General features: G+C 46.3%; 13 protein-coding genes and 1 tRNA gene. 7 read left to right on the forward strand and 7 right to left on the reverse strand.

Translation table 11 applies throughout. The features are described from left to right. Window positions 1-4 precede the first annotated feature (4 nt). The gene (locus RQM65_RS09435) at window positions 5-2,239 is read left to right on the forward strand and encodes an outer membrane protein assembly factor BamB family protein (protein ID WP_314014462.1); all 2,235 of its coding nucleotides are present in this window, start codon (window positions 5-7) and stop codon (window positions 2,237-2,239) included. A gap of 144 nt (window positions 2,240-2,383) precedes the next feature. On the opposite strand, the gene RQM65_RS09440 is transcribed toward RQM65_RS09435, so the two are convergent. After that, entirely contained in the window at window positions 2,384-3,958 is a 1,575-nt protein-coding gene (locus tag RQM65_RS09440; protein WP_314014464.1) for a sulfatase family protein, read from the reverse strand. Between the two features lie 93 nt (window positions 3,959-4,051). Between RQM65_RS09440 and RQM65_RS09445 the strand changes: the two genes are divergently transcribed. Then, complete coding sequence (locus RQM65_RS09445) at window positions 4,052-5,113, forward strand: Gfo/Idh/MocA family protein (RefSeq protein ID WP_314014466.1); 1,062 nt, start codon at window positions 4,052-4,054, stop codon at window positions 5,111-5,113. A gap of 2 nt (window positions 5,114-5,115) precedes the next feature. On the opposite strand, the gene RQM65_RS09450 is transcribed toward RQM65_RS09445, so the two are convergent. After that, window positions 5,116-6,306, reverse strand: coding sequence for a C40 family peptidase (locus RQM65_RS09450; protein WP_314014468.1), 1,191 nt, complete (start codon window positions 6,304-6,306; stop codon window positions 5,116-5,118). A gap of 360 nt (window positions 6,307-6,666) precedes the next feature. Here RQM65_RS09450 and RQM65_RS09455 point away from each other — a divergent pair, with 360 nt between their 5' ends. Further along, the gene (locus RQM65_RS09455; RefSeq protein ID WP_314014470.1) at window positions 6,667-7,953 is read left to right on the forward strand and encodes a DNA cytosine methyltransferase; all 1,287 of its coding nucleotides are present in this window, start codon (window positions 6,667-6,669) and stop codon (window positions 7,951-7,953) included. Window positions 7,954-8,250: 297 nt separating this feature from the next. Beyond that, the gene (locus RQM65_RS09460; protein ID WP_314014472.1) at window positions 8,251-8,625 is read left to right on the forward strand and encodes a hypothetical protein; all 375 of its coding nucleotides are present in this window, start codon (window positions 8,251-8,253) and stop codon (window positions 8,623-8,625) included. Between the two features lie 109 nt (window positions 8,626-8,734). Here RQM65_RS09460 and RQM65_RS09465 read toward each other — a convergent pair whose 3' ends face one another. Next, window positions 8,735-9,196, reverse strand: a complete 462-nt coding sequence (locus RQM65_RS09465) for a GNAT family N-acetyltransferase (protein ID WP_314014473.1) — start codon at window positions 9,194-9,196, stop codon at window positions 8,735-8,737. Window positions 9,197-9,265: 69 nt separating this feature from the next. Further along, window positions 9,266-10,183: a cation diffusion facilitator family transporter gene (locus tag RQM65_RS09470; RefSeq protein ID WP_314014475.1), complete on the reverse strand. Its 918-nt coding sequence runs from the start codon at window positions 10,181-10,183 to the stop codon at window positions 9,266-9,268. A gap of 814 nt (window positions 10,184-10,997) precedes the next feature. Between RQM65_RS09470 and rnr the strand changes: the two genes are divergently transcribed. The 3 genes from rnr (at window position 10,998) to RQM65_RS09485 (ending at window position 15,108) form a co-directional block, all read left to right on the forward strand. Continuing rightward, window positions 10,998-13,190, forward strand: a complete 2,193-nt coding sequence (gene rnr, locus RQM65_RS09475) for a ribonuclease R (RefSeq protein ID WP_314014476.1) — start codon at window positions 10,998-11,000, stop codon at window positions 13,188-13,190. A gap of 307 nt (window positions 13,191-13,497) precedes the next feature. Further along, complete coding sequence (locus RQM65_RS09480; protein WP_314014478.1) at window positions 13,498-14,175, forward strand: head GIN domain-containing protein; 678 nt, start codon at window positions 13,498-13,500, stop codon at window positions 14,173-14,175. A 186-nt stretch (window positions 14,176-14,361) separates the two neighbouring features. Beyond that, the gene (locus tag RQM65_RS09485; protein WP_314014480.1) at window positions 14,362-15,108 is read left to right on the forward strand and encodes a LysE family translocator; all 747 of its coding nucleotides are present in this window, start codon (window positions 14,362-14,364) and stop codon (window positions 15,106-15,108) included. 174 nt (window positions 15,109-15,282) lie between these two features. Here RQM65_RS09485 and RQM65_RS09490 read toward each other — a convergent pair. The 3 genes from RQM65_RS09490 to RQM65_RS09500 form a co-directional block, all read right to left on the reverse strand. Next, window positions 15,283-15,353: transfer RNA gene (locus RQM65_RS09490), tRNA-Cys, on the reverse strand. 45 nt (window positions 15,354-15,398) lie between these two features. Then, window positions 15,399-15,758 carry a dihydroneopterin aldolase gene (folB, locus tag RQM65_RS09495; protein ID WP_314014482.1) on the reverse strand — a complete coding sequence of 120 codons (360 nt, stop codon included), beginning with the start codon at window positions 15,756-15,758 and terminating at the stop codon, window positions 15,399-15,401. Between the two features lie 64 nt (window positions 15,759-15,822). Further along, entirely contained in the window at window positions 15,823-16,776 is a 954-nt protein-coding gene (locus tag RQM65_RS09500; RefSeq protein WP_314014484.1) for a PorP/SprF family type IX secretion system membrane protein, read from the reverse strand.

The raw sequence follows: 16,776 nt of genomic DNA on the forward strand, positions 1-16,776 counted from the left end.
TCCTATGAACGACCACCTTTTCCACCGCTGCTTTAGGCCAACGCGTACCATGATGGCACACCACAGCACTTCTTATTATAATAGTTTGTGCACTACAGGTGTCTATCGCATCCTGTCACTGCTTTGCTCTCTTTTTATACTCGTAGTCGGCGCTTCATCCTGTGAAACCAAGAATCCCCCTAAAAAAGAATACACCACCTGGAGCTCCTATCTGGGGGATCCCGGACGTAACCATTACTCCACGCTGTCACAGATTACACCCGAAAACGTAAAGGATCTAAAGCTCGCCTGGACCTATGATGCGCCGGATTTTGGGCAGATGCAAATGAATCCTATCATAGTAGATTCTATCCTCTATGGCGTTTCGGCGGCCCTGCGCGCTTTCGCGTTGAATGCCGCTACCGGCGAGGAAATCTGGAGGTTCGGCGATTCGCTGCAGGAAGCCGGGGCCTCGAGCCGCGGGGTATCCTATTGGGAAAAAGACGACGACCGTCGGATCCTGTACGTTGCCGGACCCAACCTATACGCCCTGAACGCCCTTACCGGCCAACCCATTACATCGTTCGGCGATGACGGCAGTATAGATCTGCGTTCGGGAATGCCCAAATCTGCCCAAGACAAGTTCGTAAGCTCGAATACCCCCGGCACCGTGTTCGAAGACCAAATCATCATGCCCTTGCGACTATCCGAAAGCGCGGGGGCGGCCCCGGGGGATCTGATGTCGTTCAACGTGCTTACGGGCGAACTGGAGTGGAAGTTTCACACGATTCCACATCCCGGGGAACTCGGATATGACACATGGGAGGACGAAAACGCCTACCGCAATGAAATCGTAGGCGCAGCCAATAATTGGGCGGGTATGACGGTGGACGAGGAGCGGGACATACTCTATGTGCCTACAGGCTCGGCAGCGCCGGATTTTTACGGAGGGGTCAGAAAGGGCAGCAACTTATTTACCAATTGTTTGCTGGCTTTGGATGCGAACACGGGAAAGTATCTCTGGCACTTTCAGTTTACCCATCATGATATCTGGGACCGTGACCTGCCCGCCCCTCCCAATCTCTTGATGGTCGAACGGAACGGCAAAAGCATTCCGGTGGTCGCCCAAGTGACCAAACAGGGTTATGTCTATGTATTTGATCGGATAACCGGGAACCCCCTCTTCGATATCGAGGAAATACCCGTACCACAGTCGGTGCTAGAGGGAGAAGAGACATGGCCCACCCAACCCTTTCCCGTAAGACCGAAGCCCTTTGCCCGTCAATCGACCGAATTGACCGAGGATGATGTGAGTCCCTTTGCCAAAAATCCCGATTCGTTGCGGCAAATCCTTTTAAATGCCGATAAACGTATCTATGCGCCGCCCAACCTTGATCCCGTGCTGCTTTTGCCCGGTTACGACGGGGCTGCCGAGTGGGGCGGGGCGGCAGTGGACCCCGAAAAAGGCATTCTCTACGTCAATGCCAACGAGATGGCCTGGTTTCTACAAATGAAGGAGAACGATGCTCCCAGCCCGGATATGCCCTTGGGCGAGCGTGTCTATCAAAACTATTGCGCTACGTGTCATCAGCCGGACAGAACGGGGCTTGTAGCCAGTGGCTATCCTTCGCTGATTGGCCTCGAAAAGAGCAAGTCCCAAGACGAAGTGGCCCAAATTATAACCCAAGGTAATGGGATGATGACCGGTTTTCCGGCGCTTCCCCAGAATGAGAAACAATCCCTTATCCGATTCCTGCTCGACCAAGAGGATAGGCAATCGGAAGATAAACAGGAGGTAATCGAAGAGATTGGCGTATCCGGATCTTCGTCAGTGTTATATAAACATGCCGGATATCATAAGTTTCTTGATAGCAACGGCCTCCCCGCCATTTCCCCGCCTTGGGGCACCTTACATGCCATCAACTTAAATACCGGAGAGTATATTTGGTCTGTTCCTTTCGGCAATACACCCGAACTCGGGGACGAAGGCGTGGGTACCGGCACTGAAAATTACGGTGGGCCCGTGGTTACCGAAAATGGACTATTGTTCATTGCCGCGACCCGGGACGGCAATTTTAGGGCGTTCGACAAATATACCGGCGAAGTACTATGGGAATACCAGCTGCCCGCACCCGCCTTTGCCACACCCGCAATGTACGAGGTCGATGGCAAACAGTATATCGCCCTTGCCTGCGGCGGGGAAAAGCTAGGAACAAAAAAGGGAAACCAAATTATGGCGTTTACATTGGACGGGGAGTAGTCCTTAAGGTCTTCTTTCCGGCCGTCTTGAAGTCCAAGCTTTTGGTCGAGGTTTTTAATTGCAAAGAGCGCTACATCTGGACACTTTCGGACCGGCCACGAAGGATAACCCGGCTCAGGGACTTCAACCGTATAAGGTTTGGATTCATGGTTCGCAGGCAAACTCGACAAGATCGCCCCCTTGGCGGACAAGCATTTGGTACTGGTCCAATTTTTCGGAAAGGTCAAAATTATCATGCTGATATTCGATGGTGTACCGGACCTTGTCCCAATATTCCGTTTTGGGTTCGGTGGCACGGCGGTCATCCGTTTCGATCATCCACTGTTGTAAAGCATCCCGCAGTATCGACAACTCTTTGTTGTATTTCGGATTGTCGATTTGGTTGTTCAGGTTATACGGATCTTCGGCCAACACATATAGTTCTTCCCCGGGCCGTTTGGCGAAGGCCAGCTCGAAATAATCCCTGCTCTTGGGTCGGCCTTCCATAGCCATAATCTGAAATTTTGAAATGGAATTGTCCACATCGCCAAACTGCCCGACGGAGCGGTGTGCATTGGGGTCGCCCGCAGGCCACCGGTCCGGTTCAAAATTTTTGATGTAGAGAAAATCTTTGGTGCGCACTGCCCTGGCAGGATAGCTTAGGTCACCCTTTCGCACCTGCGCATGCCGTTCGCGTTCCAAAAAGACCTTGCTTCGGTCGCTTTTCGGGAGTTTCCCTATCCCGAAGAGCTCCAACAGGCTATGTCCGCTAAATGCATCGGGAATTTCAACCCCTGCCGCCATTAAAAAAGTTGGCCCGAAATCGATAAAGTTCATAAAGTCGGGTACACGCCCCCCTCCCTCAATATGACCTTTCCAATACATGGCCAATGGCATTCGGGTTCCGTAATCGTAAAGGTTGGCCTTGGCCCTGGGAAAGGGCATCCCATTATCGCTGGTCATCACGATCAGCGTATTGTCGAGCATTCCTTCTTTTTCAAGTTGGGCAATGATGTTGCCGCATTCTCGATCGAAACGTTCTATCTCATAAAAATAATCCATCATATCGTTGCGGACGCATGGGGTATCCGGCAGAAACCCGGGTACCTGCACCGAAGCGGCATCCATTCCGGTCTTTACCCCGGCATTGGTCTCGTACACACGATGCGGATCGCTGCTGCCGAACCAGTAGGAAAAGGGCTGTCCTTCCTTTTTATCCCTTAAAAACGTATCAAAATCGAGGTAGTCTTTTCCGGCGGGATTGTGTTCGTACCCCCCGGCTTCGAAATCGCCCGGACCCCAGCCCTTGCGGCTCTTTCCGGTGTGATAGCCAGCTTCGTACAATCGGGAGACCCAATTTGGAAATGAATCGGGAATCACCGACCACAGGTTCCCTGCACTTTCTATTTGGTGCGGATACCGCCCCAATAAAATGCTCGCCCGTGACGGGGAACAGGAAGGTACCGCACAGTAGGCATTTTTGAACAAGGCCCCTTCACGGGCCAATCGGTCGAAGGTAGGCGTTCGAACCGTCGGGTCGCCGTACGCGCCTGCATGGGGATACGACCAGTCGTCTGCAATCAAAAAGAGGATGTTTGGCCTTGGTTGGGCCATTTCGGTTGCCGTTATTTCTCCCGTTTCTGTTTCCGAAAAATTTACATAGCCCGTAAATAACAGTGCCAGCAGGCTAATAAAAATAATCAACGAAAAGTTCTTGGAAAATTGGGTTGTCCAGTTCATAAGATTTCTTTACATTCCGATAAATATAGCGAAAAAGCGGTGCTACTTTCCAATGTAGTCAACCGTAAACCGATAATTCCTCAACATATCCTCATGCAAAAACAAAAAATTCTAGTCGTCGGCTGCGGCAACATGGGCAAGTCCCATGCCCGCGCCTATCATCAATTGGACGGGTTCGAAATTGTAGGACTGATCAGTCGTACGCCAAAAAGCCGGGAGAAACTGTCCGAAGAACTGGGCGGATACCCTACTTTCGGTGATTATAAAAAGGCCCTGGCCCAAACAAAACCCGATGCCGTCTCCATCAATACCTATCCCGATACCCATGCGGACTACATTCGGGCGGCCCTGAACGCCGACGCCCATGTTTTTGTAGAAAAACCATTGGCCCTGACGGTCGAAACGGCCCAAGAACTGGTCGATTTGGCCAAGGAAAAAAGAAAGAAACTAGTGGTAGGTTACATTTTGCGCGTGCACCCTGCCTGGTCGAAATTTGTAGAGGTCGCAAGAACTCTTGGGAAGCCTCTTGTAATGCGGATGAACCTCAACCAACAGGCATCGGGTGATATGTGGTACACGCACAAGCAATTGATGAACAGCATGTCGCCCATCGTAGATTGCGGAGTGCATTATGTGGATATCATGTGTCTGATGACACAGTCCGTTCCCGTAAGCGTTAGTGCCATCGGAGCACGCCTTTCCGATGAAATCGATACCAAAATGTACAATTACGGGCAGTTGCAGGTACGGTTCGAGGATGGTTCCGTGGGATGGTACGAAGCCGGCTGGGGACCCATGATGAGCGAGACCGCCTTTTTTATCAAGGACGTTATCGGTCCCAAGGGAAGCGTCTCTATCTCCGATGAAGCCAAAGGGGAATCAGATAGTGTCGAGGACCACACCAAAACCGGTGGATTGCTTCTACATCATGCAGAACTCGACGACGACGGAAACTTTGCAAAGGATGACGAAATCATCAATACCTCCGATGAGCCGGACCACGATGCACTCTGTAAACTGGAGCAGGAATATTTTCTCAAGGCAATCCAGGAAAATCTCGACCTCGGCGATCACATGCGGGATGCGGTCAATAGCTTGAGGATTGTTTTAGCCGCGGACGAATCGTTTAGAACCGGTAAAACGGTCAATCTATAATATCAATCCTTAAACAACGGGGTGTCCAAAAGGCTGATCAGACCTTCGTCCTGCTGCTTTAAAATACGTTTGGTGCGCAGATAGCGATCGCGGTTGAAGTCATCGTAATTTTCGGCGTCCCTGTCCATACTACTGATCCGTACCATATCGGAGGCATGAATGAACTCATTGTTCCCGATCCAAATACCGACGTGCACCACTTTTTCCGGGGTAGAATCGGTCGCCTTGCTTCCGAAGAACAACAGATCACCTTTTTGCAGCGTTTCGAAACTACCCACGGAATCGATGGCCTTTCCGGTATGTACCTGCTGTGAGGCATCCCGTGGGATGACCATGCCGTTGAGAAAATAGACAGTCTTGGTAAACCCGCTGCAATCCATTCCCTTGGTCGAGGTTCCTCCCCAGAGGTAAGGCACCCCTATCAGCGACATCGAAGTGGACACAATACTGTCGATACTGGGCGTCAACTTTTCGAGCCATTGCCTGTAAGGCTCCGATTCTTCCTTGGATACATAGGCCTGTCTGCCATCGGGATAGCGTACAATATAATGTTCATCCACATATTTTACGATTTCTAGAATGTTGCCTGCCACCAGATCGGATACCGGTTGTTTATGGTCCGGTAAGGCATACGAATGCCCGTAGGTTTTTGTGTAAATGACCTTGTGGGTGGTCTTCCAATTGTCCATATATTTCGGTTCCATCGGCACGATGCCCCCATCATCGACCCAGGCCAGGTATTTGTCGGGGGTCTGGATCAGGTACCATCCCCCCTCTTTCTTGAGTATTTTAACGGGAGTGCCCAAAGTCGCCTGGGTGGACAGTTCCGCGGAGTGTTTGGGTTCGCTGCGCAGATTGGCGACCGAAATGTTAATCAGGGCCTCTGTTTTTCCGTTCAACTTTTTCGAGGGCAATATCTCGATGGAATCCCTAAATTCTATGCCATCCGATTTCAACTTGGTCTTCAACGCCTCGACCGCATCCGGCCGATTGCTTTCTCCCGCCAACACAAAATTATTTTGGGCGTCGACCACACTGATATCAAAGAGTGCCGTTCGTTTATCGGGCGCGTATTCGGAACGGACTACCTGGATTTCTGCCAAGAGTTTTCGCTTGTCGTCCATCTTTCCGCAAGTGGCCAACAGCAGAGTCATCAAGATAAGGCCTACGGCTTTCAAATCGCATTTTTTCATGAGGTACTATTTAGTCATAGTGGTTAATTCCACGGGGCTTTGCGCTAGAAGATACACCGTGGGCTACTACCCAAATGCATGGATACATAATTTTTTTGAGATTTTCCCGGATCGGCAGCTCTAACTCAAACGCTGCGTTTAGCTCCAGAACCCAGATTGGCCAAGTCTATGCGACAAAAATCATGGCATCTTTGCAAATTATTTTAGGCATGGAACATCTCGGGGGTCCCCAGTTGAAAAAAAGTACTTTATTGGAAAGCACGACCCAAAATTAGAAATAAAACCTATAATTTGTACAAGAATTCTACGGGAGACGCCAAAACGTCGCAATTTCATCCCAAAACAATAGCAAAATCAAATATGCCAATCAAAGTGATCGAACTTTTTGCCGGGGTCGGGGGTTTTAGAATCGGCCTGGAAGGATATCCCAAGGAAAAAAAATCACCGTACGAGGTCATCTGGAGCAATCAGTGGGAGCCGAGTACGAAGACCCAACATGCGAATAGGGTCTATAAAAAGCGTTGGCCGCACGCGAACCACTCCGAAGAAAATATCGAGGAAGTCATCGAACACAATTTTGATGAAATACCCGATCATGATCTGTTGGTAGGCGGATTTCCCTGTCAGGATTATTCCGTGGCCACTACCTTGAATAATTCAAAAGGACTCATCGGAAAAAAAGGGGTGTTGTGGTGGAGTATCGAAGCCATCTTGAGAAAAAAGAGATACAGGCCCAAGTACCTTTTACTCGAGAATGTCGATAGATTATTGAAATCACCTTCCACCCAACGGGGAAGGGATTTCGCGGTCATGCTATCGTCCCTTAACAATCTAGGTTATGCCGTGGAGTGGCGGGTCATCAATGCGGCCGATTACGGAATGCCCCAACGCCGGAGAAGAATTTTCTTTATCGCCTATCACAGGAATACCCCCATGTACCAAAAGCTGAAGAAATCAACTTCAAAATCGGATTGGTTGGATTCCTATGGGACATTTGCCAAGGCATTTCCCATTGAGACATTGAACGGTACAATAACCATGGGGACATTCGAGAAAGATTTAGTAAAGGTGTCCGACACCTTTAATTTGAACCAAAAGTTTAGTCCCTTTAAAAATTGCGGTCTGATGGTAGAAGGTCAATTCTGGACTGCCAAGCCTTACCCTGCATACAAGGGGGAATTTCAAGTTCTGGGCGATATTCTGGTAGCGCCCGAAGCGGTACCAGAAGCTTTTTTTATTTCGCAGGAAGATGTAGACAGGAAAAAGGGATGGAAGTATTTAAAGGGGGCAAAGAACGAATCGAGATACAATAAAAAATTCGGGTTTCATTACCGGTATTCCGAGGGCCGCATGGTATTTCCCGATGCTTTGGACAAGGCTTCCAGAACGATAATTACCGGGGAGGGCGGCAAATCGCCTTCCCGGTTCAAGCACGTTGTAAAGCAGAACGGGAGATTGAGACGATTGACGCCCGTGGAGCTGGAAAAATTAAATATGTTTCCGGAAAACCACACCGAACACGAGGCGATCACCGACGCCAAACGGGCTTTTTTTATGGGAAATGCCCTAGTAGTGGGCATCATAAAACAACTTGGCAAAGAGCTGTATTCACAAATCGACAGCCCAAAAAAAGCACTGGTTGACTGAAATTTGCTTGAAACATCATCGATAGGCCTTCAGAATACCAATCATTAAACCTACAAACGGACTGATTGGTCGCTAAGCGCAATCAATGCTTACAATTTTCTTCGCCTTGCATTACCTTCATCGTTATATCCCCTATTTTCCGCGGTAATTTTATGGTTTCAGGTTTGCGCCTGAAAGGCTGACCGACAGTGGAGTCAGTTGGCATATTGCAGCTATTGCAGTCCCCCATATTCTTAAACTTTAGTTAATCCAGAGGTTTAATTTGCAAAATCTAACTTTTACCGTATCTTGTGAAGTATGGTAAATGTAGAAAAGTCAGAAAATCAGGAATTTTTAGAAAAGTCCATCAACCACTTGGAAGCTACCGGGTTTGAGGACATCAAGGCAGATTTTGAAGGATATGAGACCCCGAAGTCATACATCAGGAAAGGCCATGATGCTAAAATAACACCGGATATAGTCGCTGTCAAAAACGGTCGAAAATACTATTTCGAAATCAGTTTGAAATCCGATAAGCCCAGGCTGCTCAAAACCAAATGGTTGTTCTTGGATACCTTGAGCCGTATGAATTCCAATCGGTTTCGAATCATTACGACCCGAGGGCATTATAAGTTTACGGACACGATGTTGGAGGACATCAACCTCAGCAATAAAGAACCTATTAAGATTTAAGCTAGGGATAGCAGATTTTCTGTCCTTTAGTTTATTCCATAAAGGGTCGATAGTTACCAATTTTATTGGCAATTGTCGGCTCTTTTCTGGTATATTTTTGCGGCCAGGGTTACTCGGTTATTTCCGGACCGTTACGAATCATTCCAATATGCGGAATACCGTCCTCTAGATAGCCATCGCCTACTTGGTTAAAGCCCAAGTCGTGGTAAAAGCGCTCTAGGTACAATTGTGCGGATACATGAATGATTTTGTCATTAAAGTGCTCCTCTACGGCAAGGACCGCCCGCTTCATTATATCTTTTCCGTAGCCGAACTTGCGTTGGTCTTTTTTGACTACCACGCGACCGATACTGGCCTTATCCGCGTAATCCCCGGATTTGAAGATTCGGGCGTAGGCCACGATTTCCCCATTTTTCTTTCCTAATATATGTAACGCATTTCGATCCCTACCGTCGATATCCTCATAAATACAATTCTGTTCTACGACGAACACCTTGCTCCTCAAACGCAAAACATCGTAAAGTTCCATCGAACCAAGGGCACTGAAAGCTTTGATTTCAATTTGAATCATGCCATGGGTTTTAAGGCCATAGACCCGCAATATATAAAACTATCGCTATACTATACCGGAGGTCCACCTTTAATCCTGAACTATAATCTGTTTGCTGTCCGGCTTATCAAATTCAGGTTGAATATTAACGTGATTGATTCCGAACTTCTGATACACTACCTCCTCTATTTCTCCAAGAATGTTGTCGAATTCAGATAATCGTATATCTTCGTTAAAGTCAACATGGGCCTCAAAATGTACCTCGTCCTCGTTTAGTTGCCAGATATGTACGTGATGTACGTTCTTTACGGATGTAATTTTTTCGATATCCTTCACAATCCGCTGTACCTGAATGGTATCGGGCGTAAAAAGCATCAAAACCCGGGTGGAATCCTTTAACAGATCGTATCCCATATAAATCAAATAGAGCGCAATGGCCAAAGTGAGGGTCGGATCCACCCAATAGTACTGATAGTATTTCATCAAGAGACCGCCAACCAGCACCGCTACCGATGCCATCATATCGGTAAGCAAATGCAAATAGGCCGATTTCATGTTCATATTGCTGTCTGCATCCTTTTTTAGCAGCAATACGCTAAACCCGTTGGCTACAACCCCAAGTAAGGAAAGCCATATTACAAGATCAGACTCTATTTCCTGCGGATCGAAAAAACGTTCGACAGCCTCTTTTATTAAAATTAACGCTACCACCATCAATGTTGCGGCGTTGACAAAGGCGGCTATGATTTCCGCTCTCTTGTAACCGAATGTCTTTCGATCCGAAGCTTGCTTTTTCGACAAAAGATTGGCGATATAGCTCACGATGAGAGACATCACATCGCTGAAATTGTGTAGCGCATCCGACAAGAGCGAAAGACTTCCGGATATCAATCCACCTATGACTTGAGACACCGTTATCAATATGTTCAATAAGATGGAGATGATAAGATTACGGCCCTTAAGATCTGGATGGGAGTGTCTATGTGAAGAATCGTGGGAGTGAGACATAATTAGTGGAATAATTTTATGTGATAATGCAACAATGAACGAATGTAATAATGGGAAAACGGAATACTATAACAACAAATCGATGTAACACCACAGTTTGCGTTCCTCAATTAAAATTGTGGCAGCGTTCTATGCCTCAACATACGAAATCCCTTACTTTACAACAAAGTACCTAGTATTCGCAACATTGATTTTCGCATCCCGAGAAAGAGATGTTCATTTGTAGGGTACAACTTGTCCTTTGTGTGTTGATAACCTCTCGAAAGAAAACGATTTCCAGATTTGGAATTGCCGTTTAGATTCCACCTTACAAAAATATATACAATAAACAGAAAATAGTTGTTGCGAGTTGATAGCAATCTGTACAACGTATATTTGATCCCATCAACAATTTATTCCAGCCCACTTATTAAATATTGGATGTTAATATCGGTTATCAACCCATTTTGATAACCCATTTAATACCCTCATACCGAACAACATTTCGCTTGTATAAGTTGTGAACAACATAGTGAATCGGTGCGGTGCAAATTTAAATTCATTTTTTTATACCGCTATCAACACCCTATCATAACCATCATTTTTTATTTAAAATTTTAAAAAGAAAAATGGAATATGTTATACTTGTTGATAAGTGATGAAGCTAAAATCACGAAACTATTTTCAAAGTTCAAACCGAGAGTGTTACAATTCACTGCGAACGAACGATAAGTAGTAAAGCCAAGGTAGACCAAAACAGACAACTAAACGCCCGAAACTGTGTGTACTACCTTCAAAATTCGTAATTTTCCGCCCAAATACATAAATAGCATTAATGTCGAAGAAAAAGAAAGCCAGGAACCATAGAAAGAACGAGATTACGAAAGGCATCTTTACTACCCTTGAAAAGGAACCCCAGAAAACATTCAACTATAAACAGATCGCTACCAAACTTGGTATCACGGACACCAATGACCGTAACCAATTGATCAAACGGTTGGGACAGTTGGAAAAAGAAGATCGTATCGAAGAAACGGACCGTGGCAAATACAAGGCCGTTGGCAGTTCTACAAATATGCAGATCGGAAAAGTAGATCTAACCGGGAGGGGCAATGCCTACATTGTGGTTGAGGGAATGGACGATGATGTCTTCGTACCTCAAAATCGCCTAAATAAAGCCTTTCACGGCGATCAGGTTGCAGTTACTGTCTATAAATCTAAAAAAGGTAAAAAGTTGGAAGGCGAGGTAACGGAGATTGTCGAACGGAAAAAGACCGAGTTCGTTGGGATTCTCGACCTTCAGAAAACCTTTGCTTTCGTACGGCCTACGGATTTTAGGATGTATACCGATTTTTTTGTTGCCAAGGGAAATACCATGGATGCCAAGGATGGCGACAAAGTGGTGGTAACTTTCGAGCGCTGGTCTGACGATGACGATTCCCCCATTGGCAAAGTAACCGAAGTACTGGGTAAACCTGGGGAGCATCAGACCGAAATACATGCAATCTTGGCTGAATACGGTCTGCCTTACGAGTTTCCGACCGAGGTAGAACGTTTTGCCGATACCCTGGATACCGCCATCAAGGAAGAGGAAATCGCAAAGCGTCGGGATATGCGCGAGACCTTGACCTTCACCATCGATCCCAAGGATGCCAAAGATTTTGACGATGCCCTCTCATTTAAGATACTCGAGAACGGCAACTATGAGATAGGCATACATATCGCGGACGTATCACACTACGTGCGGCCGGATACTATTTTAGAGGACGAGGCTTACGAACGTGCCACCTCGGTATATTTGGTCGATCGCGTGGTACCAATGCTCCCGGAGGTGTTGTCCAATAACGCCTGTTCGTTGCGCCCGAATGAGGAGAAATACACTTTTTCCGCCATCTTTGAGATGGATAGAAAAAATGCCGGAGTCAAGAACCAATGGTTCGGTAGAACGGTCATCAATTCCGATCAGCGCTTCGCCTACGAAGAGGCACAGCATATCATAGAGACGAAAAAAGGCGATATCCCAAAAGATATTTCCATTCGGGACGACGCCTATTCCGTTTCCGATATTGTTGTGGAAGCTACCTTGGAAATGGATCGACTTGCCAAAATCATGCGCAACAAACGGATGCAGCAGGGTGCCTTGTCCTTCGATAAGGTCGAGGTGAAGTTTGAACTGGATGAGAACAACGAGCCTCAAGGGGTTTATTTCAAGGAATCGAAAGATGCCAACAAAATGATCGAGGAGTTTATGTTATTGGCCAACCGGAAGGTGGCGCAGTTCATTGGGAAGCAAAAACCAAAGAAAACTTTCGTGTATCGGGTACACGACGACCCGGACCAAGACAAATTGATGGCCTTGAACGGTATCATATCGCGGTTCGGACATAAAATAGACTTTAAGGATAAAAAATCCATTTCGACTTCCTTAAATCAACTTTTAAGGGATGTCAAGGGTAAAAAAGAACAGAACCTGGTCGATACCCTTACTATCCGGAGTATGAGCAAGGCGATATATACCACCGATAACATCGGGCATTACGGACTTGGCTTTGATTATTATACCCACTTCACCTCTCCCATACGCCGGTATCCTGATGTGATGGTACATCGATTGCTGCAGCATTACCTGGATGGTGGGAAATCGGCCAATGCGGAGGAGTACGAACAAAAGTGCAAGCATTCGTCGGATATGGAATACTTGGCCGTTAGGGCAGAACGTGATTCCATTAAATACATGCAGATCAAGTTCATGCAAGACCATCAGGACGAGGAATTTGTGGGAATTATCAGCGGGGTCACCGAATGGGGAATCTACGTAGAGATCATCGCGAACAAATGTGAGGGCATGGTACGCATAAGCGATATTAAGGGTGATTATTATATCTTTGACGAAAAAGAGTACGCCATTGTAGGGGAACGTACAGGGAAAACCTATCAGTTAGGGGACGAAGTTGTGGTGATGGTAAAGAACACCGACTTGTTAAAACGACACCTAGATTTTTCCTTGATCGGTAAACATAAGGGCTAGCACTAATGGGCATATTCCCATAGGGTTTCCAGATTGGTATTTTGGCGAAAATAAGGTCCCGATATCGAAGCTATACAATTTAACGGGACGGATTGGGTTTATAGTGTACCGGTCTAAACGCAAATTACGGTGACCTTATGTTCTTAAAACCGGCCTAAATTAACATCCTAAAACGAGCATTAACAAATTTTAAGCACCTGTTCCCAAAAGGAAATATTTAAAATTTTTAATGCGAGAGCGTAGCGGTTGCACCCGTTCTCAATTTTTTAATTATCCTATTTTCAAATAATTACAAAAATTTAAACGTGTGAAACAGTTCATGTTTTTAATGATACTCCTGCTAGGCTCAAGTACGACTATAGCCCAGGAGAACAGCATCCAAGAGCTTAGCTCTTTCACGGAAGTGAAGGTATTCGACGGACTTTCTATAAACCTTATCAAATCAGACGTTAACAAGGCCGTAGTTAAAGGCGAGAGCATAGATAAAGTGGCTATCGTCAACAGTGACGGGGTCTTAAAAATCCGGATGCAGCTCGATAAGATTTTTAGCGGGTACCGTACGTTCGTCGATTTGCACTACAGCGGGAAACTTGTGGTCATCGACGTTAACGAGGATGCCAGGATAAGTTCCGACGGGACTCTTACGCAAGATGTTTTGGAACTTAAGGCCCAGGAAGGTGGAGAAATCAAGATTGACGTCGAAGTGGAACAGCTATTGATCAAGACCGTGACCGGCGGAATAATCGTTACCAGCGGAACCTCCGACTTACAGGATGTAGCTATCAATACAGGTGGTATCTACGAAGGAAAAAATTTCAAGACCAAGTTTTCTACGGTCAACGTAAACGCTGGTTCACGGGCCGAAATATACGCCTCTGACTATGTTAAGGCTACGGTTAAGGCGGGAGGGGAGGTTCTGGTCTACGGGAATCCTACTAAAATGGATAAGAAGACCGTTTTTGGCGGTACTGTAACCCGAATGTAATTTACCGGTGATCAATGTATCGGAGATGAAGTCATGATGGGGTTAGTTTTTTCTTCCTTGAACCTATGCGTGTATCCATTTAGAATGTTAATACTCTACAGTTATTCGTTAACTGAGATTGTTGTTTCGGTTTTAACCGTTAACTTTTGCCTTTCTTCACGCTAAGATGGACTTTAACGAGTAGCTATGTGGCAAGACGTACAGGCAGCGATACCCTTGGGCTTCTTATTGGCCTTTATGATCGGGCCCGTTTTTTTTGTGCTGTTGGAAACCAGCGCGACCAGGGGCTTAAGGGCGGCATTGGCTTTTGACTTAGGGGTAATTTTCGCCGATATTATTTTCTTGGTCATCGCCTATTTCAGCAGCTTCCAACTGCTGGAAAACCTTAGTAATCAGCCGGGACTCTATGTTTTCGGTGGGGTTATTCTCTTGATATATGGTATTACCGTATTCACTAAAAAACCATCAAGAAAGGCGGTCACCAAGTTCAGATCTACCAAAAGCAATTATTTGAATCTTGCCATCAAAGGATTTTTGCTCAATTTTATCAATATCGGGGTACTGGTATTCTGGTTGGGCATTATCATCGTGGTCGGTCCCAGCCTGGACAACGATCCCGACCGCATCCTCATATTTTTTTCGTCCATGGTCGGAGCCTATTTCGCGACCGATATCCTAAAAATCCTTTTGGCCAAACAGCTCAAACAGAAGCTCACTTTCAGGCGCATATTCTGGGTCAAAAAATTCTTGGGACTTATTTTGATAATTTGTGGACTGGTATTGATCGTCAAGGGATTTTTGCCCAAGGACCAATTCGATATCGAGAAAGGGATAGAGAACATCGAGTTGGGATTATCATGGGATTCTGAGCGACCCAAGGCTTCAGGAGAACGTTTTCACCTATGGCTATCTAGAACCCCGCACGAGTTGTGAGGATTAAGACATTGAGTCCCTCTAGACTTTTTGATTACCGTTTTATCTGCAGCTTATGAGGATAGCCTTCTCGAATTATGAGGGTGTGCTGCGACATTGGGCACCTTGTAACATCGGGTGGCCCAATTTACCTATAGCCCATAAAAAACCCCCACAAATTGTGAGGGTCCGGGGAGGCATCGAGCGGATTCGAACCGCTGTACAAGCTTTTGCAGAGCTGCGCCTAGCCACTCGGCCACGATGCCATTTTAGAATTGCAAAGGTAAGGTGTTTTTGTGATTTTGGAAAATTTAATCCCTGCTGCGCTGCAATATGACCGTTACTTTTTCAACATCGCCTCCAATCGGCGGGTTTATCTTGGATACCGCGACCTCAATTTCGACCACCAATCTTATTTCTTCAAAAATACGGTCGATAATCGACTGACCTACGTACTCCAATAATTTAGAGGGCTTGGCCATTTCCTCTTTCACGATATGGTTGATGTGAACGTAATCTACGGTATCCGATAGTTTATCGGAGCGTGAGGCTTTGGTAAGATCCGCTTCCACAGCGACATCTACCCGATATTCGCTGCCAATGGCAGTTTCTTCCTTAAGGCATCCGTGATGGGCGTAAACGCGGATGTTGTCGATTTTTACTTTTCCCACTTCTAAAAGAAATATTCGGCAAAGGTAAGCGAAAACGTCGAAAAGTATCTACCGGCGCTTTTGTTTAATATGTACACCGACAATTACTAAGTCCCTGGAACAGGTCGACCCCAATAGTCACTACGTGGGTTCCTGTACTGTAGGTAATGATTTCGTTGAGGATGATCTGATAGGAATATCCAAAGTAGAAGTTATTTTTTTTAAGTCCCGCAAAAGGTGCAATGTAGAGGGGGTCTCCGATCTGGTCGTTCAAAAAACGATAGTTTACACCGGTATAATAGTAATCCTCAAAATCGTAAAAACGGAATTTTAGGTTGAGGTCGGTCTCAGATCGGCCGTCGCTTTCAAAGAGTTTGAACAAGAGCGAGGGCTCTATTTCGAGGTCGGAATTTTTATTCTTCCGGTAGCGGTAGCCGGTATAGGCGTAATAATTTCTTAGTTCGTTGGGTTCATCGGCGTTAAATGTGAACTTAGTCGGGTCTTTACCTAAAAGGTTCGAGGCGTTCGCGCTGAAATAGAACTTGCCGTAGCGGTACATGGCCCCCACATCAAAGTTGTGGTTGGTAGTCTGACGGTTGTTGACCACTCCGGGGTCTAGATTGGCATCGATAAATTTATCGATATCGATACGAAATTGATTGAAGTTATAGGATAATCCAAAGGATAGAAACTCATCATCATACCGGTCCAGGGTCAAATGGTGCGCAAAGGATATCCTAGCCCCTTGCTGTTTGGTATAACCGTTCTTATCGTTGTATAAAAAAAGTCCGAGGCCCGATTGTTCCCCCAAGCGCATATCCGCCGCAAGGGATTGGGTCTGGGGCGCATCTTTGATACCCACCCATTGGGCCAAGCCGTTCAGCCGTATCTTAACGTGATCGCCGATACCCGCGTAAACGGGGGACAATACGAAGGGGTTGTCCGCCAGATACTGTGATAATTGGGGCGAGTTGAGCTCTTGGCCCCGGGCTGCGAACAGACCGCAGAGCATCAAGAAGGTCGTTATAAAATTACGCAT

The sequence above is a fragment of the Pricia mediterranea genome (genome assembly GCF_032248455.1).
GTDB classification, from domain to species: domain Bacteria; phylum Bacteroidota; class Bacteroidia; order Flavobacteriales; family Flavobacteriaceae; genus Pricia; species Pricia mediterranea.

What these genes read in the sequence shown, in the direction of transcription:
- RQM65_RS09435 (WP_314014462.1), top strand. Translation starts at nt 5, where the DNA reads ATGAACGACCACCTTTTCCACCGCTGCTTTAGGCCAACGCGTACCATG.
- RQM65_RS09440 (WP_314014464.1), bottom strand. Translation starts at nt 3,958, where the DNA reads ATGAACTGGACAACCCAATTTTCCAAGAACTTTTCGTTGATTATTTTT.
- RQM65_RS09445 (WP_314014466.1), top strand. Translation starts at nt 4,052, where the DNA reads ATGCAAAAACAAAAAATTCTAGTCGTCGGCTGCGGCAACATGGGCAAG.
- RQM65_RS09450 (WP_314014468.1), bottom strand. Translation starts at nt 6,306, where the DNA reads ATGAAAAAATGCGATTTGAAAGCCGTAGGCCTTATCTTGATGACTCTG.
- RQM65_RS09455 (WP_314014470.1), top strand. Translation starts at nt 6,667, where the DNA reads ATGCCAATCAAAGTGATCGAACTTTTTGCCGGGGTCGGGGGTTTTAGA.
- RQM65_RS09460 (WP_314014472.1), top strand. Translation starts at nt 8,251, where the DNA reads ATGGTAAATGTAGAAAAGTCAGAAAATCAGGAATTTTTAGAAAAGTCC.
- RQM65_RS09465 (WP_314014473.1), bottom strand. Translation starts at nt 9,196, where the DNA reads ATGATTCAAATTGAAATCAAAGCTTTCAGTGCCCTTGGTTCGATGGAA.
- RQM65_RS09470 (WP_314014475.1), bottom strand. Translation starts at nt 10,183, where the DNA reads ATGTCTCACTCCCACGATTCTTCACATAGACACTCCCATCCAGATCTT.
- rnr (WP_314014476.1), top strand. Translation starts at nt 10,998, where the DNA reads ATGTCGAAGAAAAAGAAAGCCAGGAACCATAGAAAGAACGAGATTACG.
- RQM65_RS09485 (WP_314014480.1), top strand. Translation starts at nt 14,362, where the DNA reads ATGTGGCAAGACGTACAGGCAGCGATACCCTTGGGCTTCTTATTGGCC.
- RQM65_RS09500 (WP_314014484.1), bottom strand. Translation starts at nt 16,776, where the DNA reads ATGCGTAATTTTATAACGACCTTCTTGATGCTCTGCGGTCTGTTCGCA.